This is a genomic window from Sphingobium sp. AP49 (assembly GCF_000281715.2).
GTDB lineage: Bacteria > Pseudomonadota > Alphaproteobacteria > Sphingomonadales > Sphingomonadaceae > Sphingobium.
The window spans coordinates 1,904,056-1,926,022 of record NZ_CP124576.1 but is presented as its reverse complement, the minus strand read 5'-3'; the positions used below and the strand labels follow the sequence as shown (position 1 = coordinate 1,926,022).

Below are 21,967 nucleotides of genomic sequence, written 5' to 3'. Positions count from 1 at the left end.
CAGCGGCAAGGACTATTCGCAATGCCGCCGCTCAATGGGCCGTGACCATCGACCCCGCCCAGCCCTCCGCCCGTCGCATTCAGACCATATCCATGCTGCAACGCCGCAACCATGCCCCTTCCAGTGCATTGGAATTGCAACATAATGGAGGGAATTTATGGACTTAGGCTCACCTTATGACCGTGCCTATTTCGAGATGCGGTTGGATCGCAATCGCAAGCTCGCAGCGCGATCGCGCAATCCCACGATCCGCGACCTCCATCTGGAATATGTCCGACTCTATGAGCAACTGATCGATCGGGATGCGCCCGCCGCCCCGCAAGCCTGACGACCGCCTTGCCAGGATGCCGCCGCCTATTTGGCGGCGACACCCTCCGGCAGCACCACCGCCGACCAGCTTTTGCCGGCCACCAGATATTTCCTGGCAAGCGCCTGGATGTCGGCCGGCGTGACGTTCAGCATATCCTGGCTCATCGTCTGCATGGCGGTGACATAGCGCGGATCATGCGTGGCCCCCTCCATCTGGCTCATCCAGAACGCATTGCCGGTACTCGCCCGCATCAGCAGTTGGCGCATCGGCGCAACAGCGCGCTGCAATTCGTCGGCGCTGATCGGCGTCTTGGCCAGATCCGCCGCCGTCTCTTCCACCACGCTGTAGAAATATTTGATGCGATCGGGCCGCACCTGACTGGTCACCAGAATATAGCCGCCACCGTCATAGGAGAAGGGCCAGCTATTCTGGACGCTGGGCGAATAGGCCGCCCCCTCGGTCGAACGCAGCCGGTCGAACAGCCGGTCGTTGAATATCTGGGTCAATATCTCCAGCTGACGCGCTTCCTTCGTCATGGCGAAACCGCCTGAGGTCGGCCATGCCATGACCGCCGCCGCCTGTTCCTTGTCGCCCTTGTGCCGCAGCACCACCGGTGCATCGACATGCGCCGGGAAGCGCTGCACCTTGTTGGCTGCGGGCACCGGGACATCCGGACGCGGCGGCAGCGCGCCGAAAGTGGCAGCGACCGCGTTGATCGCATCCTCTGGCTTCACCTGCCCGAAAATCTGGATCTCGATCGGGCCGGACGCCAGGATCGGCTCCCAGGTCTGGCGAAAGCTTTGCGGCGTCAGGGCTTCGATCTCCGCCTTGGACGGGGTCCGGAAACGAACATCCTTGTCATGCAGCAGCCAGTTGAGATCGCGTGCCAGCACGGAGTCGGGGGCGCGCGACATCGCATCATAAGCGACGGTCGCCCCGGTCTTCACCCGGGCGATAGGCGCGGGGTCCCAGCCCGGCTGCAGCAGTTTCGCCGCAAACAGCCGCAACTGATCCTGATAGTCGGCCGGGCGCGTGACCGCCTGCATTTCAAATGCGTCATCATCGACACCAAAACCCATGCCCATGCGGCGGCCATTGGTAAGGTCGTCCAATTCGCGCTGGCCCAGCTTGCCGATGCCGCTGGCCACCAGCGCATAGTCCGCCGCCCAGCTCGGCACCGGCTTGGTCGGCGAAAAGGCCTGCTGGCCATGACCGAAGCGCACATTGATGCGCACCTTCTCGGTCTCGGCATCATTGGCGAACAGGGTCAGCTTGACACCGTTGGAAAAGGTGACGGTTTCCATGCCCTGCAAGCCGATCGGGGTGCGCGACAGGACGGTACCCGGCGCGCCGAATTTCGGCAGGTCGTCCATGGTCACGGCCTTTTCGGCCAGCCGCGCGTTCGTCGCCGCCTTGACCGGCGCGGCCACCGCGCTGGCCAGCGCCTTGTCGACACCGGGCAGCAATTTGCCGGTAACCAGCATGGCCCTGAACACGCCGGCCGAAAACAGGCGGTTGGTCGAATCGAGAATCTTCTGCGGTGTCATCGCCGCCTTGCCCGACCGGAAGATATCGAGCGCGGCCTGCGGACTGACCGTAGTCTCGCGGATATCGACCGCGCTGACCAGATCGCCCGCCTGCTTGGCCCCCGGTTCGGTATCGGCATTTTCCACCTGGATCGCCAGCGCCGTGTCCATCTGTGCATATTCGCGATCGATTTCCTGCTGGGTCGGCGGCGCGGCCTTGGCATCCTCGATGATCGAGCGCACATCCCGCAGCGCCTTTTCCCAATCGTCACCGGTCGGAATGATCGTGACGAACGTGCCGTCGGCGGACCGGCTGACATCCTGCTGGTCGACGCCGGCCTGCAGAAAGCTGCCGCCGGCACGCGCGGCCTGCTCCAGGCGGCGGCTGACGATCTGCAGCGCCAGCATGTCGGTCAGCTTGTCCTGATTATAGACGATCGTATCGGCATGCGGCTTCCATGGGCGCAGCCAGGCCATGGTGAGGCCGGTGGGCGCCCCCGGTTCCACGACGACACGGGTGGCCGGCGCCTTGGCATCGGGGGCACCGAAATCGGGCAGTTCCGCTCCCTTGCCCTGGACCTGCCAATTCCCGAAATTGTCCCTGATCAATTGCTCCGCCATCGCCGGATCAATATCGCCGGCGATGGCGATTACCGCGTTTTCGGGTCGATACCAGCGCTGGTGGAACGCTTCCATCTTGGCCGCCGTCACGGCGTTGAGCGTCGCGACGGTACCGATCGGACTATGGTCCGCCAGCGGCTGGCCGGCGAAGAAATGCTGGCGACTGGCGTCTGAAATCCGCATCTGCGGCCCATCGCCCTCACGCCGTTCGGCCAGTACCACCGCGCGTTCGGCATTGACCGCACTGTCCACGATATTGGGGTCTGCCATCATGCCCGACAGGATCTTCAGGCTCTCGCCCAGGCTCGTTTGGGTGGCCTGCGGCAGGTCGAGGGCATAGGTCGTGCCGGTCGGCGTGGTCTGCGCATTGCTGTCGCTGCCGAATGTCACGCCCAGCCGCTGCCAGATCCGCTTCGATTCCCCGTCGGGCACATGCTGGGAGCCGCGAAAGGTCAGATGTTCCATGAAATGGGCGTAACCCAGCTCATCGGCATGTTCCATCAACGAACCGGCATCGATCCGCAAGCGTACGGACACCTGCCCCGGTGGCACACCGTTGCGCCGGATCGCATAGCGGACCCCGTTGGGCAGGATTCCGAACCGCCAGGCCGCATCGATGGGAACGTCGCTATTTTCATATAGCCAGGGCCGCACCTGCGCCTGGGTCGATCCGGGCGTTGCCGCGACAGTGGTTGCGGTTTCGGTCCTGGCTGCCAGCGAGGCAGGAAAACCCGACAGCAGCAGGGCAAGGACCGACAGCGAAGCGGCAGGACGCCGGAGAGAAAAGCTCATAGGCCCGTCAGCCTAACGGCATTTTCCTGAATGACCACTGACAAAGATGGTCAGGACCGCAAAGGCAGGCGCCCATAACATGTCGGGCCGACGCAGATGATCCGCGCCGGCCCGCAACTCATGCTTTGATCGATCAGCGCGGCGCGCCGGTGCGTTGGACCGCACCCTTGTGGGCACCTACGCCACCGCTCCGGCGGCGGCGACGGAACGGCTTCTTTTCGCCACCCTCCGAATCCGGGCGATGCGCCCGGTCGGCACCACCACGCTGCTGCTTCTGGCCATCCTGATAGCGACGCTGCCCCTCGGCCCGCTTGGCCTGCTGTTGCGGCGTCTGGCTGGGGCCTTTGCGCGGCGCGGCCGGCTTGGGCAGGCTGCGCACCGCCTCCAGGAAATTCTCCGGCAACGGCACGATTTCGGGCTTCACCTTGGTCGCCCGCTCGATCGCCTTCAGATAGGGCCGCTCGTCATCCGCCACGAAGCTGATGGCGATGCCGTCCGCGCCGGCGCGCGCCGTCCGGCCGATGCGATGGACATATTGTTCCGGCACGTTCGGAATCTCGAAATTGATGACATGGCTGACGCCCGACACATCGATACCACGCGCGGCGATGTCGGTTGCGACCAGCAGCTTGACCTTGCCCTGACGGAAGGCCTGCAGCGCGGTGGTGCGCTGGCCCTGGCTCTTGTTGCCGTGAATCGCAAAGGCATCGATGCCCGCGCCCTCCAGGAAGCGCACGACCCGGTCGGCGCCATGCTTGGTCCGGGTGAAGATCAGCGCGCGGTCGATCTCCTCGGTCTTCAGCACGATATGCAGCAGCGCCTGCTTTTCCGCCTGGTTGACGAAGGTCATCTGCTGGCGGACGCGCTCGGCCGTGGTCGATTGCGGCGCAACGCTGACCTTGACCGGATCATTCAGGAACTGGGCGGCCAGCGCCTCGATCTCCTTGGGCATGGTGGCCGAAAAGAACAGGTTCTGGCGATCGCGCGGCAGCATCTTGGCGACGCGCTTCAAGGGGTGGATGAAGCCCATGTCCATCATCTGGTCGGCTTCGTCGAGGACGAAGATTTCCGTGTCCTTGATGGTGAAGGCACGCTGGTCGATCAGGTCGAGCAGGCGGCCCGGCGTGGCGACGACGATATCGACCCCCGCCGAAAGGGCGCGGATCTGCTTGCCGATGGGCACGCCGCCAAACACTGTTTCGACCGAAAGGCGCATGAAACGGCCATAATCGCGGAAGCTCTGCGCAATTTGTGCGGCCAGTTCGCGGGTTGGCGACAACACCAGCATGCGACAGCCCTTGATCGGCGTCGGCTTGGGGTTGCGGGCAAAATAATCGAGACTGGGCAGCGCGAAGGCTGCGGTCTTGCCGGTACCGGTCTGGGCGATGCCGCACAGATCACGGCCTTCCAGCAGGACGGGGATCGCCTTTTGCTGGATCGGCGTGGGGGTGGCGTAATTTTTGGCGGACAGCGCCTTCAAGATGGGCTCGGAAAGACCAAGTTCATTGAACTGCATGAAAAACTCACAAGTCGGCCTTGGCGCCAACTTGCTCTGCGGACGCAGGAAGGGCGCGAGGCGGGTTACGAAACGACCCGCGTGAAAAGGGAAGCCTCTGGGCTAGCGCAGACTGTCATTGGCCGGTCCCCTTGGCCTGTCAGGGCCGGGGACGATCACGCTACCAATCGCTATGGGGCCACCAGGGCCATGCTGCGCTGCCGCACATATGGTGCAAATGCACCGGAAAGGCAAGCGGTCATAGGGCCTTCCCCCGCGCCCGCTTGCACCGATCAAAGGCCTAAAGACGGATTTCGGCATGCTTGTCCTGCAGTTCCGCACGGACATCGCCACCGAACATCATCTTGAACACCCCCTTGATCGACAGGTCCGCCCGCCAGATCTCCGCCGCGCCAAGGTCAAACCGCAGCATCAGCAGGTTGGGATCATGCCGGCCACCCGGATACCAGGCCTCGACCTGCTTCGACCAATAGCGATCGATGATCGTCTCATCGCTTTCGGGGACCAGCACGCCTGCGATGCAGGCGAAGAGATAATGATCCTTCGCCGCGAACTGCGCCATCGCCGGCCCGCCCCGCGCAAGGCGATTGTCGCGGCTGGTATAGAACCAGAAGCAATGATTGGCGTCCTTGTCGAGTTGGGCCGTCATCGGCACGCTATGCGCGTTGCCGTCCTCCAGCCCGACCATCAGGAACGGGCTGCTCGACAGGTCGGTCCAGAACCGTTCGCGAATATCTTCCTCTGCGCTCATGATCGATCTCCTTTGGACGGGCTTTCCCGATCAATGGCTGGGCCGGTGCGAAGTTCCCCCGGCCCGTCAGGCGAAGACGTGCGCCACCATTTGGGCGTCGCCCTGCATCGCCTGGATGCGCCGCACGATCATCGCGAGCATCAGGCTGGCGCAAACGCCACAGACGGAAGCGAAGATATCGACCCAGAGGCTGGAGACATAGAGGTCCAGATGCTCCGGATCGGCGAAGCGGAACGCGACATTGCTGGCCACATTGCCGACCAGCCACAATCCCCACCAGCCGCGCAGCAGCCATTCGGGATAGAGGACGCTTTCGGGATCATGCGGATTACCGCTGACCTTCCAAATCTCGACCACCGCCTGGAATGGCTTCACCAGGCAGGCAAAGGGCACGAAATTCCAGCCGACTGCCCAGCCCGGCGTACATTCCATCGCCCCGCCGCTCAGCACATGGGCATTTTTCGACGCGCGATAGAGCCAGATGCAATAGACCAGCGCCGTGCCGAACAGCAGCAGAAGATAGAGGATTGCCAGCCCCTGGGTGCGCGCATCGTCGGCCCGCGCCTCGGCCATGTCCAGCACCTGGCCGCCCTGCACCTTCGACAGCATGAATATCGTGACGATGCGCGAAACCGCCATGGCGCCCTCGACCAGCGCCAGCACGCCCAGCACCGCCACTGTCAACTTTGCCCAACCGGAATTTCCCTGCAATTCCTGCCCCCAATCGGTCATTATTTCCCCCTCCCAACAAAGTGGGCGGTCGTGCCCGGCGAAAAGACGCCTGACAAGCCCCCTAGCCGCTTGATCTCCACCGCGCGCATCGCCACATAGCAGCCATGTTGATCGAGACCGAACTCACGCCCAATCCGGCGACCGTCAAATTCCTGCCCGGCCAGGCCGTCATGGGCGCCACGGGTACGCGCGACTTCGCTACGCCCGAGGAAGCCGAAGCCTCGCCGCTGGCCGACGCGCTGTTCGGCCTGGGCGACGTCACCGGCGTCTTTTTCGGCGGCGATTTCATTTCGGTGACGATTGCGCCGGGCGCCGAATGGCGGGATGTGAAGCCCGAAATTCTCTCGATCCTGCTCGACCATTTCTCCGCCAACATGCCGCTTTTTGCCCCCGGCAGCGCCGCCGGCATCAGCGTTCCGGCCGAAGAGGAAGGTTTTGCTGACGATCCGGAAGATGCCGAGATCGTCGATCAGATCAAGGATCTGATCGAAACCCGCGTGCGTCCCGCCGTCGCCAATGATGGCGGCGACATCATTTATCGCGGCTTCGACAAGGGCACCGTATTCCTGCGCATGCAGGGGGCCTGTGCCGGCTGCCCCTCCTCCAGTGCGACGCTGAAGAACGGCATCGAGCAGTTGCTCAAACATTATGTGCCCGAAGTGACCGAGGTGCGTGCGGTCTGACAATAGGTTCGCCGGTTTGGCAAATCGCGTCGGATCGACTAACCGCTGACAGGCCTGCAGTTTGAGCAGCGCTCTCAGGGGAGTAGTTCTTGCGCCTATTGGTCATCGACACCGCCACGCAGGCGCTGTCCGTCGCGCTGCTGGAAAACGGTCGGCCGATCGGCCATTTTCATGAAATCGTCGGTCGCGGCCATGCAGAGGCGCTGCTGCCCGCGATTGCCGGCCTGCCCGACGGCGGGCGCGCCGATGCCATCGCCGTCGATATCGGCCCAGGCAGCTTCACCGGTGTGCGCATCGGCATCGCTGCCGCCCGCGCGCTCGCGCTCGCCTGGTCGATCCCGCTACATGGCTATAGCGCTCTGTCGCTGATCGCGGCCATGGCTGTCCGCGACCATGACGGCGGACCGATCGCCGTCACCATCACCGGCGGGCATGGCGAGTTGTTCTGGCAAAGCTTCGGCCCCGACGGCCGTGTCGCGACGAGCGATCCCGCCTCCACCCCCATCACCGCCCTGGCCCAAAGGCTCGACATGGCCCGGCTGTATGGCCCCGGCGCCGAAGCGCTGGTGACGGCGCGCGGCACGGGCATGGCCATCCCCCTCTACCCCGACGCATCGGCCTATGGCCTGATCGCCGACCTGCCGCCGCTCGCCCCCACGCCCCTTTATGGCCGCGATGCGGACGCCAAGCCAATGACGGAGCGCACGCCTTCATGACCCCTGGCCTGATTCTCGATTCTTACGACGATGGCGATCGCAACGCGCTCGCGGACACGATGACGGTCATGGTCCGCGCCTTCGATCCGGTTTTCGGCGAGGCCTGGACGTTGCCGCAGCTTGCCGGCGTCATGACGATGCCCGGCACATGGCTCACACTTGCCCGAGTCGACGCCGCGCCCCTGGGATTCGCGCTGATCCGGTCGGTACTCGACGAATGCGAATTGCTGCTGCTCGCGGTCGACCCATTATGGCGTGGCCGTGGCATTGGGCGATCTTTGCTGGTGGACAGCCTCAACACGGCCCGTCGTCGGGGCATCACATCGATGAACCTGGAAGTCCGCGCTACTAACAACGCGATAAAGCTCTATGAGAATATAGGTTTCGAATATGTACATCGACGCCCCGGATACTATCGGGGCAATGATGGTAAACTTCATGATGCCCTGAGTTTCCGCATCGACATGCTTATCTAGGGCAAGTCAGCTCTTGCGAAGCACGTCCTTAAGGTCTAGCCCACGCATACCGCTCTTGAAACGACTTTCCTCGGGCGGGTCGCACAGTACAACGCCTTTGCAGGAAACAAAAAAATGGAAATCGAATCGGCGCAGAGCGAATTGCTCATCACTTTGACCTCCGACATCGTCGCAGCACATGTATCGAACAACAGCGTTGCTGTGTCGGACGTGGCGACATTGATCCAGAATGTGCATGCCGCACTGTCGGGCCTCTCGACTCCGGCAGTCGTGCCCGAAGTGAAGCCGGAACCCGCCGTGTCGGTCCGCGCGTCGATCAAGCCCGACTTCATCATCTGCCTGGAAGACGGCAAGAAGCTGAAGATGCTCAAGCGCCATCTGATGACCCATTATCAGATGACCCCCGACGACTATCGCGCCAAGTGGGGCCTGCCGGCCGACTATCCGATGGTTGCCCCCAATTACGCGGAACAGCGCCGCACGCTGGCAAAGAAGATCGGCCTTGGCACCAAGCGCCGCCGGACCCGTGGCAGCAAATAAGCATCTGCCTGCGCACTTTTAACGGGGATGGGGGCGCATCGACGATGCGCCCCTTTTCCGTTCGGGGAAAAGGCGCTAGGCTGGTCTGGATTTTCCTTCCCCATAAGTGAGCCAGCCCCCCCGCATGAACCGCAAGATCGACGTCGAAGCCCTCTGCCACGAAAAGGGCCTGCGCATCACCGAACAGCGTCGCGTCATCGCGCAAGTGCTGAGCGATGCCACGGATCATCCCGACGTGGAGGAACTGCACAAGCGCGCATCCACCATCGATCCGGGCATTTCGATCGCGACGGTCTATCGCACCGTTCGCCTGTTCGAGGAGGCCGGCATTCTCGAACGGCATGACTTTGGTGATGGTCGCGCCCGCTATGAAGCAGCCCCCGAATCCCACCATGATCATCTGATCGATGTGGAGACGGGCAATGTCATCGAGTTCGTCGATCCTGAGCTCGAACAATTGCAGAAGCAGATCGCCGAGAAGCTGGGCTTCCGCCTGGTCGACCACCGCATGGAGTTGTACGGCGTCGCCCTCGACCGCAAGAACTGACATCGGCGCCGCAGCGCGCCGTGCCGCCCGGACGGCCGCCCTCGCCGGCAGCCTTCTGCTATGCCTGCCGCCACATCTCATGTGGCGGCTCGCCCGCCGTCGTTCCCCATGGCCGCGCCGCTTCCTTGGCATGGCGGCACGCTGTGTCGGCGCTCGCGTTCGACTGGAAGGACAGCCGGCCTCCAGCGACATGTTCCTGATTGCCAATCATGTCAGCTGGGTCGACATATTGGCCCTGGCCGACGCCACCGGCGCCGCCTTCGTCGCCCATGACGGCATAGCCAGCTGGCCGGTGATCGGCTGGCTCGCCGCCCAGAACAACACATTGTTCGTCTCGCGTGAGAAACGCGGCAGCCTGTCGGGCCAGCTCGATGCGCTGCGCGCCGCGCTTGCCGGCCATCAGCCCGTCGCCCTCTTCCCCGAAGGCACGACCAGCGACGGCAGCGGCCTGTTGCCCTTCAAGCCCTCGCTGCTCGCCGTGCTGATGCCGCCGCCCCGCGCCGTGATGATCCAGCCGGTCCATATCGATTATGGCGCCGCCACGGCGGAGATTGCATGGCATGGCGATGAACCGGCTGGCGCCAACGCGAAACGGCTGCTGGCGCGCAAGGGCATCCTGCCCGTCACCATCCGGTTCCTGGAGCCGTTCGATCCCGCCAGCTGCGCCGATCGCAAGATATTGGCGGCCACTGCGCACCAGCGGATCGCCGCCAGCATCGCCGCGCACCTGCCGCCTTCCTCTTCGCGCCAAGCCCCTGTATAGCTGGACCGCATGAATCGTAACGATGCCCCCGAACATACCGCTGGCCAGGGTCCGGCCACTTTCCAGGTCAAATCCTTCGGCTGCCAGATGAACGTCTATGATGGCGAGCGCATGGCCGAAATGCTGGGCGAGCGCGGCATGACCGCCGCTGCCGATGGCGCCGAGGCCGACCTCGTCATTCTCAACACCTGCCACATCCGCGAAAAGGCGGTGGACAAGGTTTATTCCGACATTGGCCGCCTGACCCGCGAGGATGGTACCCGCCCGATGATCGCGGTCGCCGGCTGCGTTGCCCAGGCCGAGGGCGGCGAGATCCAGCGGCGCGCCCGCAATGTCGACATCGTCGTCGGCCCGCAGGCCTATCACCGCCTGCCCGACCTGATCGGCAAGGCGCAGCGCGGCGAGGAGGCGGTCGACACCGACATGCCGGCCAATTCCAAATTCGCCGCCCTGCCCGGCCGCACCAAGCAGGCCCGGCCGACCGCCTTCCTGACGATCATGGAAGGCTGCGACAAATTCTGCACCTATTGCGTCGTGCCCTATACCCGCGGCGCGGAGATCAGCCGCAGTTGGACCGCGATCCTCGACGAGGCGAAGGCGCTGGTCGATGGCGGCGTGCGCGAAATCACCCTGCTCGGCCAGAACGTCAATGCCTGGACCGGCGAGGACGATCGGGGCCGGTTGCAGGGCATGGATGGTCTTGCCCGCGAACTGGCCCGGCTCGGCGGACTGGAGCGCATCCGCTACACTACCAGCCATCCCAACGACATGAGCGACGGCCTGATCGCCGCTCATGGCGACGAGCCCAAGCTGATGCCCTTCCTGCATCTGCCGGTGCAGTCGGGCAATGACCGTATCCTCAAGGCCATGAACCGCAGCCACAGCGTCGACAGCTATCTGCGCATCATCGATCGCGTGCGCGCGGTGCGGCCGGACATCGCCCTGTCAGGCGACTTCATCGTAGGTTTCCCCGGTGAGACCGACGCGGAGTTCGAGGATACTCTGAAGATCGTCGAGCAAGTGCGCTACGCCCAATGCTATTCCTTCAAATACAGCCCCCGCCCCGGCACCCCGGCGGCGGACATGGATCATCAGATCACGGCTGCGGTGATGGACGAACGGCTGGCCCGGCTGCAGGCCGCGATCAACCGCCATCAGGTCGATTTCAACAGCGCCACGGTGGGCCGCACCACCAGCATCCTGCTCGAACGCAAGGGCCGCTATCCCGGCCAGCTGATCGGCAAGACGCCCTGGCTGCAATCCGTCCATGTCACCGCGCCCGAATATGCCATTGGCGACATGGTCGATGTCGATATCATCAGCGCTGGCCCCAATAGCCTGGCCGGCGAAATCAGCAGGAGGAAAGCCGCTTGAACCAAAGCCTCGTCATTCCCGCACCGTTGGGAAGCCATCTCCCAGACCCACGGCAATGGCCGGTCCTTACGAGATGTATGACGAGCTTGGGAGGCTTTTGAATGGGCAAGAAACCACACCATCCCCGCACCGACATCGCCGAGCGCGCGCGCCTGGAAGTCACGTTCGAGAAGCCGCACCTCCTGGGCGCCCTGTTCGGCCAATATGACCAGAATCTGGTCGCGATCGAAAATCGCCTCGGCGTCTATATCGCCGCGCGCGGCAACAAGCTGCAGATCGAGGGCGAGGCCGAAGCCGCCGCCCGCGCCCGGGACGTGATGACTGGCCTCTACAACCGCATCGTCGCCGGGCAGGAAATTGACAGCGGCGCGGTGGAAGCGGTGATCGCCATGTCGGCCGAACCGACGCTGGACGGCATCATCCGTCATGACGTCGCCGAGCCGCCCAAGGTGATGATCCGCACCCGCAAGAAGACGATCGTCCCCCGATCTGCCACCCAGGTCACCTATATGGAGGCGCTGACCCGGAACGACATCATCTTCGCGCTCGGCCCGGCCGGCACTGGCAAGACCTATCTGGCCGTCGCCCAGGCAGTCAGCCAGCTCATCACCGGCAGCGTCGACCGCCTGATCCTCTCCCGCCCGGCCGTCGAGGCTGGCGAGAAGCTCGGCTTCCTGCCCGGCGACATGAAGGAAAAGGTCGATCCCTATCTCCGCCCGATCTACGACGCGCTGCATGACACGCTGCCGGCCGAACAGGTCGAGCGGCGGATCGCCAGCGGCGAGATCGAGATCGCCCCGCTCGCCTTCATGCGCGGCCGTACGCTGGCCAATGCCTTCATCGTGCTGGACGAGGCGCAGAACACCACCATCGCCCAGATGAAGATGTTCCTGACCCGCTTCGGCGAAGGCAGCCGCATGGTCATCTGCGGCGATCCCAAGCAGGTCGACCTGCCGCAGCCGGGAATTTCGGGCCTGGCCGACGCGGTCGCGCGGCTGGACGGGGTCGAGGGTATCGCCATGGTCCCCTTCGGCATCGGCGACGTCGTCCGCCATCCGGTGGTCGGCCGCATCGTCCAGGCCTATGAGGGGCCGGATGCGTAAATCTTCACAACGGATCTAAAATATATGATCGAAGTCGCTGTCCTTCATGAAGAAGGCTGGCCCGGTACGGACTGGGAATTTCTCGCGCAACAGGCGGTTTCGGCTGCCATTGCGCACAGCCCCTATGCCGCGTTCGCGACCGACGCCACGCTCTATGAAGTCGCGGTCAAGCTGACCGACGACGATGAGGTGCATCAGCTCAACCGCGCCTATCGCGAGAAGGACAAGCCGACCAACGTCCTGTCCTTCCCGATGGTGCAGGAAGACCTGCTGGAGGTGACCGCCAATACCGACGATGGCGAGGTGCTGCTGGGCGATATCGTCCTGGCCGAGGGGGTCTGCGCCGCCGAAGCGGCGGAAAAAGGGATATCGGTCGCCGATCATGCCACGCATCTGATCGTCCACGGGACTTTTCATTTGCTTGGATATGACCATATGGACGACAATGAGGCCGAGGCGATGGAAGCGCTGGAAATCCGCGCGCTCCTGAGCCTGGGCCTTTCTGATCCCTATGGGGATCGAGATACAGGGGAATAGGAAGAACGATGGCTGAAGGCAGCCCGAAGGATAGCGCCGGTTCCAAGGAAGCGGACAGTAGTAACGAGGGCGGTTTATGGAGCGGCCTGAAGTCGCTCCTGTTCGGCGAGAATGAAGCCCCCAGCCTCCGCAAGGAACTGGAAGAGGCGCTCGACGAATATGATGAGGATGAGCAGGAAGAGGGCGCGGCCCCGCCCGCCAAGGGCGACCTGTCCGCGATCGAGCGGCAGATGGTCCGCAACCTGCTGCATTTTTCCGAACATACGGTCGACGACGTCGCCGTGCCACGTGCCGACATTATCGCAATCGAGGAAAAGGCGAGCTTCGCCGAATTGGCGGCCTTGTTCGCCGAGGCCGGCCATAGCCGCATCCCGGTCTATCGCGAGACGCTCGATACGATCATCGGCATGGTCCATATCCGCGATGCCTTCGCGATCCTCGCCGGCAGGTCACCCGCTCCCGACAGCCTGGAGCCGTTGATCCGCCAGCCACTCTATGTCCCCGAAAGCATGGGCGCGCTCGACCTGCTCGCCGAAATGCGGGCCAAGCGCACGCATCTGGCTATCGTGCTCGACGAATATTCAGGCACCGAGGGACTGTTGACGTTCGAGGATCTGGTCGAAGAGATCGTCGGTGACGTCGAGGACGAACATGATGACGCGCCCGAGGCGATGCTCGTGCCGCTGGAAGGCGGCATGTGGGACGCCGACGCCCGGGCTGAACTGGACGATGTTGCCGAAGAAATCGACGCAAAGCTGGGCGATATCGAGGAAGATGTCGACACGCTGGGCGGTCTTGCCTTCGTGCTCGCCGGCCGCGTGCCTGAACCCGGCGAGATCATCCCGCACGAGCAGAGCGGCTGGAAGCTGGAAGTCCTGGCCAGCGACGGCCGTCGCGTCACCCGCCTGCGGCTCCACCCGCCGGTGGAACAGGAACCCGCACCGGAAGACGCTTGAAGACGCCACTGCAGACCATCACGCCGCCTTTCAGCGTGCAATCGCTGGAGGGCAGCCACTGGTGGTTTGGTCGTGAAAACAGCCGTTATCTGGGCGATATCCGGCTGGATGCCGGCAATCGGATCGGCGGACGCGACCATCCCAATGAAAGATGGTGGACGGTTGTTGACGGCGCACTGCATTTTCAGCGCGCGGATGGCGCCACCACCACCATCTTCACCGATGCCGAACTGGTGCGTGGCCGCTGGACATTGACAGGCGATTATGTCGCTGGCGCCGCATCGGGGCTTGCTCGCCACATTCTGCGCCAGATATCGCCGCCAGCCCCTGCGGATGACGCGGATTTTCAACAATGGCCTGATGCGCGCGACGGGCAGAAATGGAAATTGCGCCTGTCGGATTCGGTGCTGGCGGCGTTTTCCCGCCATCGCATTTTCTTTGGTCGGCAGGAGCGCCGCCTTGACCGGGATGCCATCCTTGCCATGGCCCGTTGCGCCGCGATCGAACCCTATAGCTGCTTCGCGGCTGGCACCACCCTGTGCGCCATGGGGGCCTTCTCCTATTCGGAAAGTCCCTTACCCCTGGATATGCAGGTCGGACGCTATTGCTCCATCGCCCTTGGCCTCGACATTTTCCGCGACCGGCATCCGGTGGAATGGGCGACATCAAGTTCGTTCACCTATGATGTCGGGTCCAAAGGCTATCTGGCTTTCCGGGCGGCGCATGACGATTTCGGGCTGGATGGCTTCGTGCCCGTGCCACCACCCGATCAATTTGCGCCCGCGCCCGTCATTGAGCATGACGTCTGGATTGGGCAGCATGTCCAGTTGGCCCGTGGCATCACCATTGGGACGGGCGCGGTCATCGCCGCCGGCGCCGTGGTCACCCGCGACGTTCCGCCTTACGCGATTGTGGGAGGGGTACCGGCACGGATCATCCGGTACCGCTTCACGCCCGACATTATCGAACGGATGCTCAGATCGGCCTGGTGGCGTCATTCGCCGGCCATCTTCCGCCAGGCCGATTATCGCGACCCCGCGCAGTTTCTCGACTTTCTCGATTCGGCAACCAGCCTGCCCTTGTTTGAGCCGGCCTATATCTACCCTGAGGATATTCTTGCCGCAGCGTCTGCGCCGGATACCGCCATAGCCGACCGGACGGGATAATCCGGGGCATGATCCATCGATCTGGTCGATGTGCCATTTCCATTGTGGAATGTTAACGATAGACGTCCATACTGTAAATCGATCTGTACGACCGGTAGGGACATGAGCCGCAACTATATCGAAAATATTCTGTTCATCGCGACTTGTCTCGTAACCTTTTTCTTCGCCTTCATTACTCCTCCGTTCCAGGCACCGGACGAAAACCAGCATTATATGAAGGCCCTGGCCCTCTCCCGGGGCCATATAGTGACGGAAAGCCATGATGTGCGGATCGGCACCTATCTGCCGCGGGCGGCGCTTGATTTGCATGCGATCGATTTCCCGACAGAGCCGGACGGCAAGAATCATCGCTATGATCGGGCGATGATCGACAAGGCCTGGACCGCCGACTCCGCGCGCCCGGGCACGGGCTTTGCCGAGTTTCCCAATGTCGCCAGCTACGCACCGACCCTCTATGCGCCCGGAACGGCCGGTATCCTGATCGGCGATGCGCTTGGCCTGCCGCATCTCGGCGCCTTCTATATCGGCCGTCTCGTCAATGCCCTGACGGCCCTGCTGCTGCTCGCCGCCGCGTTGCAGTTGATCCCTTTTGGACGGATGGCGCTGCTCGCCACCGCGCTGCTCCCCACCTTCTGCTATCAGGCAGGGTCTCTGTCACCCGATGCTGTCATCAATGGGGTCGGCTTTCTTGGTCTCGCGCTGGCGTTGCGGGTTGGCTCTTTTGGGCCGGAGCGCGCCAGTTCCCTCACCATGCTGATTACGGGACCGCTACTGGCGCTGGCGAAGGGCGTGTATCTGCCGCTGATGGCGGCAGGCCTGCGCTGGCCCGCCCGCAACAGCCTGTCGCGCAATGCGCTCATCCTCGGTGCAATGCTGCTCGGGGCTGTCATCTTCGCTGTCTGGATGAAGGCGAACGGCGGAAGCCAGGCGCTCTATCACATCACCTCGCGCAAGACCGGGGACAGCGTGCTGACCGCGCCGCTTGGCCAGCAATTGGCCGTCATCCTGGCCGACCCTGCCACCTATGCCCGCACCCTGTTTTCCAGCATCGTTGAACGTGCGCCGGTCTATGCGCTGCAGATCGTCGGTCGCTTCGGCTGGAATGCGATCCTGCTGCCGCTGCTGGCCTACCCGCTCGCCCTGTTGATGCTCGGCAGCGCGGTGCTGGGCGGATCAGGGGATAGTTTCGGTATTGGCCAGCGCCTATGGTGGCTGGCGATCGCGGCCGGCACCGCTTTGCTGATCGAAACCGCCATGTACCTCACCGGCACGCCACTCGGCGCCGATTATGTGCAGGGCACGCAGGGTCGTTACTTCCTGCCACTACTGCCGCTCGTGCTGCTGGCGCTGATGCCGGCCCAGCCGCTGCGTGGCGCCCGCCTGCTCTGCGCCGGCGCGGGTCTGCTCCTGCTCATTATCGCGATGCTCAGCGCCTGGGACAGTTTCTGGGTCCATGGCTTCGTCACCGCCGACGGCATGCCGCCGCACAGCAGCATCGCCCGCGCCTTACTGCTGCCCTCGCCGCGCTGGTAGCCAGACCGCGCACAGCACAAGCCAGCCCAGCCCTTCGATCCATCCGGCCATCACGTCGCTTGGCCAATGCACGCCCAGCCACACCCGGCTGGCGCCGATCAGCGCGATCATCGCCCCGCCAGCACCATAGGCCCAGCGTCGCCCGGCCAGCATCGCCAGCGCGCCGAAGAACATCATGTTCCCCGCCGCATGGCCGCTGGGGAAACTATAGCTGTGCACGATGTCGAGATGCGGCAGCAGGTCGGGCCGCGGCGCGGCGAATATCTGCTTGAGGAGGAGGTTGAGCAGAGTGCCGCCAATCTCCACCCCGGCAAACCACAAGGCCGCCGCGCGCCGCCCGGTAAAGACCAGCGCCCCCAGCACGATCAGCGACAGGATGATGCGGATCGCCGTGCCGCCGACCGCCGAGGCGAGCCGCATGACCATCGTCACCTGCCCGCCCAGCGCCGTCTCTCGCCCCTGCCCGGCCCAGCCCATCAGGCCGATGTTCAGATCGTCGAGCAGACCATTGCGCTGCACCAGCGCGATTCCCAGCACGCAAAAAAGCGCGAGGATGAATATCCCCGCGCCTTTTTTCAGCATCTGCCGCCGATCAGATATGGAGCGCACGCCCATAAGCGGCGAGCACGCTTTCGTGCATCGATTCCGAGATGGTCGGGTGCGGGAACACCGTGTGCATCAGTTCGGCTTCGGTGGTTTCCAGCGTCTTGCCGATGGTGAAGCCCTGGATCATCTCGGTCACTTCCGCGCCGATCATATGGGCACCCAGCAGTTCGCCGGTCTTGGCGTCGAACACGGTCTTGGTGAAGCCCTCGGCCTCGCCCAGCGCGATCGCCTTGCCATTGCCGATGAAGGGGAACATGCCGACCTTCACGTCGTAGCCCGCTTCCTTGGCCTTGGCCTCGGTCAGGCCCACCGACGCGATCTGCGGGTGGCAATAGGTGCAGCCCGGGATGTTGCGCACGTCCATCGCATGCGGGTGGACATCCTTGTTGCCCAGCGCCTGCGCGATCGCCTCGACCGTGGTGACGGCTTCATGGCTCGCCTTGTGGGCCAGCCATGGCGGCGCGGTGACGTCGCCGATCGCCCAGATGCCGTCGACATTGGTGCGGCCATAGGCGTCGGTCTTGATATGATAGCGCTGGTCGGGCTCGACGCCGACATCTTCCAGGCCGATATTCTCGACATTGGGGACGATGCCGATCGCCACGATGACATGGCTATATTCGGTGGTGGTGTCCTTGCCGGCCTTGTCCTTGATCGTCGCGGTCACGCCCTTGTCGGTTGCGGCGATCTTCTCGATCTTCGCGCTGGTCAGCACGGTCATGCCCTGCTTCTTGACCGCCTTCTCCAGGAAGGCCGAGACATCGGCATCCTCGACCGGCACGATCCGGTCCATCATCTCGACCACGGTCACGTCGGCGCCCATGTCGTTGTAGAAGCTGGCGAATTCGATGCCGATCGCGCCCGATCCGATGACCAGCAGCTTGGTCGGCATTTCCGCCGGGGTCATGGCATGGCGATAGGTCCATACGCGCTTGCCGTCGGCTTTCAGCTGCGGCAGTTCGCGGGCGCGGGCGCCGGTCGCGATGATGATATGCTTGGCGGTCAGCTCTTCGCTCTTGCCGTCCTTGGTGACGGTCAGCTTGCCCTTTCCGGTCAGCTTGCCATCGCCCATGTGGACGGCGATCTTGTTCTTCTTCATCAGGTGGGTGACGCCCTGATTGAGCTGCTTGGCGACGCCGCGCGAGCGCTTCACCACCGCTTCGATGTCGGCGCTGATCTTCTCGGCAACCAGGCCATAATCCTTGGCATGCTGCATATAATGGAAGATTTCGGCCGAACGCAGCAGCGCCTTGGTCGGAATGCAGCCCCAGTTGAGGCAGATGCCGCCCAGATTTTCGCGCTCCACGATCGCGGTCTTGAGGCCCAGTTGCGCCGCCCGGATGGCGGCAACATAGCCGCCCGGGCCGGAGCCGAGGACGATCAGGTCATAGGTATCAGCCATGGTCTCTCTCGCTATTTCGATATCTTGGTCAGGCCGCGCCCTTATTGAGCAGGCAGCGGCGGCACGGAACGGGGCTGGCGATCCTCACCGATCGCCACGAAGGTGAAGGTCGCCTGGGTCACGCGATAGGACCGATCGTCATGGCGGGCACGGCGCCACGCCTCGACATCGATCTTCATCGATGTGCGGCCGACCGACTTCAGCGTCGCGAACACCGACACCTCGTCGCCGACGATGACCGGACGGTGGAAGGTCATGCCCTCCACCGCGATCGTCACCGCACGGCCGTGGCTGTAGCGCGCCGCGACCGAACCCGCAGCCGAATCCATCAGGCTCATCAGCCAGCCGCCGAAAATATCCCCATGGGGATTGGTATCGGCGGGCATGGCGATGACGCGCACCGCCGGACTATATTCCGGCGGCTGCTCGTCGACCTTCGCCATCAGGCCAGCATGCCGATCGGATTTTCGATCAGTTCGCGGAACGCCTTCATCAGGCGGGCACCATCGGCGCCATCGATCGCGCGATGGTCGAAGCTGCCGGTTGCCGACATGACGGTCGCGATCTGCAGGCTGTCATCGACCACGAAGGGCCGCTTCTCGCCCGCGCCGATCGCCATGATCATGCCCTGCGGCGGGTTGATGACGGCCTCGAACTGCTTGATGCCGAACATGCCCATGTTCGACAGCGACGCGGTGCCGCCCTGATATTCGCTCGGCTGCAGCTTGCCGGCCTTGGCGCGATCGGCCAGGTCCTTCATCTCGTTGGAGATGGCGGCCACGCCCTTGATGTCGGCACCGGTCACGATCGGGGTGATCAGGCCACCGGGGATCGATACGGCCACCGAAATGTCGGCGCGCTTGAATTGCAGCATCTGGTCGCCGGCGAACTGCACGTTGCACTCGGGCACCTGCATCAGGGCCACGCCCAGCGCCTTGATCAGCAGGTCGTTGACCGACAGCTTGACGCCACGGCCCGACAGGCCGGCGTTCAGCTCGCCGCGCAGCTTCAGCAGCTTGTCGAGCTGCACATCCACGGTCAGGTAGATATGCGGCACCTGCTGCTTGGACTCGGTCAGGCGGCGCGCGATCGTCTTGCGCATGCCGCTGAGCTTGATGACTTCGTTGGGGATGCCGAAATCCTGCGCGGCGGTGGCGACCGGCGCCGGGGCTCCGGCGGGTGCAGCAGCGGCCGGCGCGGCGGCCTTGGCAGGCGCAGCAGCGGCGCCGTCCAGATCGGCCTTGACGATGCGACCGTTCGGGCCGGAACCAGCGACAGCAGCCAGATCGACGCCCTTGGCTTCGGCCAGGCGACGGGCCAGCGGGCTCGCCTTCACGCGGCCCTCCGCCGGAGCGGCCGCAGGCGCAGCCGCCTTCGCCGGCACCGGATCGGCCTTGGCGGCGGGAGCGGCGGCTTCGGCCTTGGCGGGAACCGCATCGGCCTTGGGCGCGGGAGCGGCGCCACCGCTGGCGGCGGCTGCGGCGACATCCTCGCCCTCTTCGGCGATGATGGCGATGACGGTGCCCACCTTCACGCCCTCGGCGCCTTCCGATACCAGGATCTTGGCGACGGTACCTTCATCGACGGCCTCGAATTCCATGGTCGCCTTGTCGGTCTCGATCTCGGCGAGAAGGTCGCCGGACGACACCTTGTCCCCTTCCTTGACCAGCCATTTGGCCAGCGTCCCTTCTTCCATGGTGGGGGACAGGGCAGGCATCTGGATCGTCTTGCTCATGCGTTCGGGGCCTCTTCTTGATTATCTGGCACGCGCCGTTCGGTGCCCGTTTTCACCCTTTGGCCGGAACGGTCAAGGCCACGCCTTGCGCAAGGGGCCATAATGCCCCACATTTCACCGCGTTGGTTCGTCAGCTGCGATTTGACGGCCCGGCAAGGCCGACTTTTGTTTCTCGGGGGCATCGAACAATGCGGACATATCTGGTGGTCGTGGACGAATCGCCCGAAGCCGAAACCGCGCTGCGCTTCGCCGCGCGCCGCGCTGCCAAGACCGCCGGCGCAGTCCGCATCCTGGCCCTGATCCCGCCGTCCGAATTCGTCCAGTGGGGTGGTGTGCAGGCGACGATGGAGGATGAGGCACTGCAACGGGCCGAGGCGCTGGTGACCAGCGCCGCCGGCACATTGACGGACGAATCCGGCATTCGCCCCAGCATCACCGTGCGCCAGGGCGATCCCGTCGCGGTCGTGCGCAAGACGCTGGAGGAAATGGACGACGTCGCCGCCCTGGTGCTGGGCGCGGCCGCCAGCGGCCCGCCCGGCGCCCTCGTGTCCCACTTTACCGGATCGGACGCAGGCAAGATGCCCTGCCCGATCATGATCATCCCCGGCGGCCTGGACGCGGACGCGATCGACCTGCTGAGCTGAACGCGAAGCGGGGTGGGGAATAGGATGGGGAACAGACTGCCATTATCCCGTCATGCCGGCGCGGGCTGGCATCGCTCTGCTCTGCACAGAACCCAGAAGCCCCCGACTTTCATTTGATGACGGAGTAGGGTGGTTAGCGGACTGGCAGGTATAGAGAGCAAATTTCGGATTGCAGACGTCGCTCCAACTACCTCAAATTTTGATTTTTCATGATTTTTCGGAATGATCGAAATTGCTGATGATGACGAAGCGCGTCAAATAGTCCGCGTCGTTCAATCTCTTCCGCAGACATGCCCAGTCTGAAGGCACGATCAATATACAACTTATTGCGATAAAGTAGGAAACGATAATCGTCTTGACCGGAGCGATAATCTGACAATAATGGATTACCGCCTCGTTTGGCGCGGCGGCGCATCGCTTGCCAAATAGTAATTGATTGCCGTGCCTGAAAGATCGCTGCGGAGCCATTGCGTTTCGCTCGCAACGAAAACATGCACTGCCATCCATATTGATATTCAGGACAATTCAGACTGGAATATCTTGTCATTGTTGCTCTGCCGCCACTTGCTCGCACTGGCTTGTGCTCGAATGGCAGCTATCAAGCAAATAATCTGAACGCTTGCATGACCTAAAATGGTCGTTAGTCGCCATCCCAGATTCCCCACCATGCAGTCCGGCCTGTCCTACTCGGGCCAGGCATGATCTCCTCCGACGATGAAAAACCGTCCCGTGCGCCTCGACCTTTCCATAGCGTCGCGTTGCTGTGGCCTGGTTGTCGCGTCGATGGCGCGCAACCATGACCCTGATTTCGGCCGAACTGGCGCGTCGCAGGCGCGTGGACGGCGCGTCACCGAAGCGTCGCAGGCGCAAAAGGGGCGCTATCGCCCGACGACACTGTGAACTTCGGCGGAAATCCACTGTCGCGTCGGTCGAGCGCC

The 21,967-nt window shown here is 63.6% G+C and carries 24 protein-coding genes; 15 read left to right on the top strand and 9 right to left on the bottom strand.

All coding sequences use genetic code 11. The features are described 5' to 3' along the window. The first annotated feature begins 157 nt into the window (after positions 1–157). Entirely contained in the window at positions 158–328 is a 171-nt protein-coding gene (locus tag PMI04_RS09345; RefSeq protein WP_007704932.1) for a hypothetical protein, read from the top strand. A gap of 26 nt (positions 329–354) precedes the next feature. On the opposite strand, the gene PMI04_RS09340 is transcribed toward PMI04_RS09345, so the two are convergent. The 4 genes from PMI04_RS09340 to PMI04_RS09325 all read right to left on the bottom strand — a co-directional run bounded on the left by PMI04_RS09340 (position 355) and on the right by PMI04_RS09325 (position 6,248). Continuing rightward, a complete protein-coding gene (locus PMI04_RS09340) occupies positions 355–3,249 on the bottom strand; it encodes a M16 family metallopeptidase (RefSeq protein ID WP_007704936.1) in 2,895 nt (964 codons plus the stop codon). Positions 3,250–3,382: 133 nt separating this feature from the next. Next, complete coding sequence (locus tag PMI04_RS09335) at positions 3,383–4,765, bottom strand: DEAD/DEAH box helicase (protein WP_007704940.1); 1,383 nt, start codon at positions 4,763–4,765, stop codon at positions 3,383–3,385. Positions 4,766–5,045: 280 nt separating this feature from the next. After that, positions 5,046–5,516 carry a pyridoxamine 5'-phosphate oxidase family protein gene (locus PMI04_RS09330; protein WP_007704943.1) on the bottom strand — a complete coding sequence of 157 codons (471 nt, stop codon included), beginning with the start codon at positions 5,514–5,516 and terminating at the stop codon, positions 5,046–5,048. A 66-nt stretch (positions 5,517–5,582) separates the two neighbouring features. Next, positions 5,583–6,248: a DUF4328 domain-containing protein gene (locus tag PMI04_RS09325; protein ID WP_007704946.1), complete on the bottom strand. Its 666-nt coding sequence runs from the start codon at positions 6,246–6,248 to the stop codon at positions 5,583–5,585. A 104-nt stretch (positions 6,249–6,352) separates the two neighbouring features. Between PMI04_RS09325 and PMI04_RS09320 the strand changes: the two genes are divergently transcribed. The 12 genes from PMI04_RS09320 (at position 6,353) to PMI04_RS09265 (ending at position 16,642) form a co-directional block, all read left to right on the top strand. Continuing rightward, entirely contained in the window at positions 6,353–6,931 is a 579-nt protein-coding gene (locus tag PMI04_RS09320; protein ID WP_007704950.1) for a NifU family protein, read from the top strand. 89 nt (positions 6,932–7,020) lie between these two features. Then, the gene (gene tsaB, locus PMI04_RS09315) at positions 7,021–7,647 is read left to right on the top strand and encodes a tRNA (adenosine(37)-N6)-threonylcarbamoyltransferase complex dimerization subunit type 1 TsaB (protein ID WP_007704953.1); all 627 of its coding nucleotides are present in this window, start codon (positions 7,021–7,023) and stop codon (positions 7,645–7,647) included. Continuing rightward, complete coding sequence (locus PMI04_RS09310) at positions 7,644–8,123, top strand: GNAT family N-acetyltransferase (RefSeq protein ID WP_007704957.1); 480 nt, start codon at positions 7,644–7,646, stop codon at positions 8,121–8,123. The genes tsaB and PMI04_RS09310 overlap by 4 nt, the downstream gene beginning before the upstream one ends. 114 nt (positions 8,124–8,237) lie before the next feature. Continuing rightward, complete coding sequence (locus PMI04_RS09305) at positions 8,238–8,663, top strand: MucR family transcriptional regulator (RefSeq protein WP_007704960.1); 426 nt, start codon at positions 8,238–8,240, stop codon at positions 8,661–8,663. A gap of 124 nt (positions 8,664–8,787) precedes the next feature. Beyond that, positions 8,788–9,210, top strand: coding sequence for a Fur family transcriptional regulator (locus PMI04_RS09300; protein ID WP_007704962.1), 423 nt, complete (start codon positions 8,788–8,790; stop codon positions 9,208–9,210). A gap of 79 nt (positions 9,211–9,289) precedes the next feature. Further along, a complete protein-coding gene (locus tag PMI04_RS09295) occupies positions 9,290–9,973 on the top strand; it encodes a lysophospholipid acyltransferase family protein (protein WP_283184874.1) in 684 nt (227 codons plus the stop codon). A 9-nt stretch (positions 9,974–9,982) separates the two neighbouring features. Next, positions 9,983–11,347 carry a tRNA (N6-isopentenyl adenosine(37)-C2)-methylthiotransferase MiaB gene (gene miaB / locus PMI04_RS09290; protein ID WP_007704644.1) on the top strand — a complete coding sequence of 455 codons (1,365 nt, stop codon included), beginning with the start codon at positions 9,983–9,985 and terminating at the stop codon, positions 11,345–11,347. Positions 11,348–11,448: 101 nt separating this feature from the next. Then, positions 11,449–12,450, top strand: a complete 1,002-nt coding sequence (locus tag PMI04_RS09285; RefSeq protein ID WP_007704645.1) for a PhoH family protein — start codon at positions 11,449–11,451, stop codon at positions 12,448–12,450. Between the two features lie 24 nt (positions 12,451–12,474). Next, on the top strand, positions 12,475–12,987 hold the full coding sequence (ybeY, locus tag PMI04_RS09280) for an rRNA maturation RNase YbeY (RefSeq protein ID WP_007704646.1): 513 nt from the start codon (positions 12,475–12,477) through the stop codon (positions 12,985–12,987). Positions 12,988–12,995: 8 nt separating this feature from the next. After that, a complete protein-coding gene (locus PMI04_RS09275; protein WP_007704647.1) occupies positions 12,996–13,943 on the top strand; it encodes a hemolysin family protein in 948 nt (315 codons plus the stop codon). Further along, positions 13,940–15,109, top strand: coding sequence for a CatB-related O-acetyltransferase (locus PMI04_RS09270; protein ID WP_007704649.1), 1,170 nt, complete (start codon positions 13,940–13,942; stop codon positions 15,107–15,109). The genes PMI04_RS09275 and PMI04_RS09270 overlap by 4 nt, the downstream gene beginning before the upstream one ends. A 102-nt stretch (positions 15,110–15,211) precedes the next feature. Further along, positions 15,212–16,642, top strand: a complete 1,431-nt coding sequence (locus PMI04_RS09265) for a DUF2142 domain-containing protein (RefSeq protein ID WP_007704653.1) — start codon at positions 15,212–15,214, stop codon at positions 16,640–16,642. Here the strand turns inward: PMI04_RS09265 and PMI04_RS09260 are convergent. The 4 genes from PMI04_RS09260 to PMI04_RS09245 are packed head-to-tail and all read right to left on the bottom strand — an operon-like array spanning position 16,616 to position 20,385. Next, a complete protein-coding gene (locus PMI04_RS09260) occupies positions 16,616–17,257 on the bottom strand; it encodes a phosphatase PAP2 family protein (protein WP_037485163.1) in 642 nt (213 codons plus the stop codon). The genes PMI04_RS09265 and PMI04_RS09260 overlap by 27 nt on opposite strands. Continuing rightward, positions 17,235–18,650: a dihydrolipoyl dehydrogenase gene (gene lpdA, locus PMI04_RS09255; protein WP_007704657.1), complete on the bottom strand. Its 1,416-nt coding sequence runs from the start codon at positions 18,648–18,650 to the stop codon at positions 17,235–17,237. Before lpdA ends, PMI04_RS09260 begins: the two co-directional genes overlap by 23 nt. A 41-nt stretch (positions 18,651–18,691) precedes the next feature. Beyond that, positions 18,692–19,093, bottom strand: a complete 402-nt coding sequence (locus PMI04_RS09250) for an acyl-CoA thioesterase (protein ID WP_007704659.1) — start codon at positions 19,091–19,093, stop codon at positions 18,692–18,694. Next, positions 19,093–20,385: a pyruvate dehydrogenase complex dihydrolipoamide acetyltransferase gene (locus tag PMI04_RS09245; RefSeq protein ID WP_007704661.1), complete on the bottom strand. Its 1,293-nt coding sequence runs from the start codon at positions 20,383–20,385 to the stop codon at positions 19,093–19,095. Before PMI04_RS09245 ends, PMI04_RS09250 begins: the two co-directional genes overlap by 1 nt. A 188-nt stretch (positions 20,386–20,573) precedes the next feature. Here PMI04_RS09245 and PMI04_RS09240 point away from each other — a divergent pair, with 188 nt between their 5' ends. Beyond that, entirely contained in the window at positions 20,574–21,029 is a 456-nt protein-coding gene (locus PMI04_RS09240) for a universal stress protein (protein WP_007704663.1), read from the top strand. Positions 21,030–21,216: 187 nt separating this feature from the next. On the opposite strand, the gene PMI04_RS09235 is transcribed toward PMI04_RS09240, so the two are convergent. Continuing rightward, entirely contained in the window at positions 21,217–21,576 is a 360-nt protein-coding gene (locus tag PMI04_RS09235; RefSeq protein ID WP_157178055.1) for a hypothetical protein, read from the bottom strand. A 167-nt stretch (positions 21,577–21,743) separates the two neighbouring features. On the opposite strand from PMI04_RS09235, the gene PMI04_RS09230 reads away from it, so the two are divergent. After that, positions 21,744–21,929: a hypothetical protein gene (locus PMI04_RS09230; RefSeq protein WP_157178056.1), complete on the top strand. Its 186-nt coding sequence runs from the start codon at positions 21,744–21,746 to the stop codon at positions 21,927–21,929. The last annotated feature ends 38 nt before the right edge of the window (positions 21,930–21,967 follow it).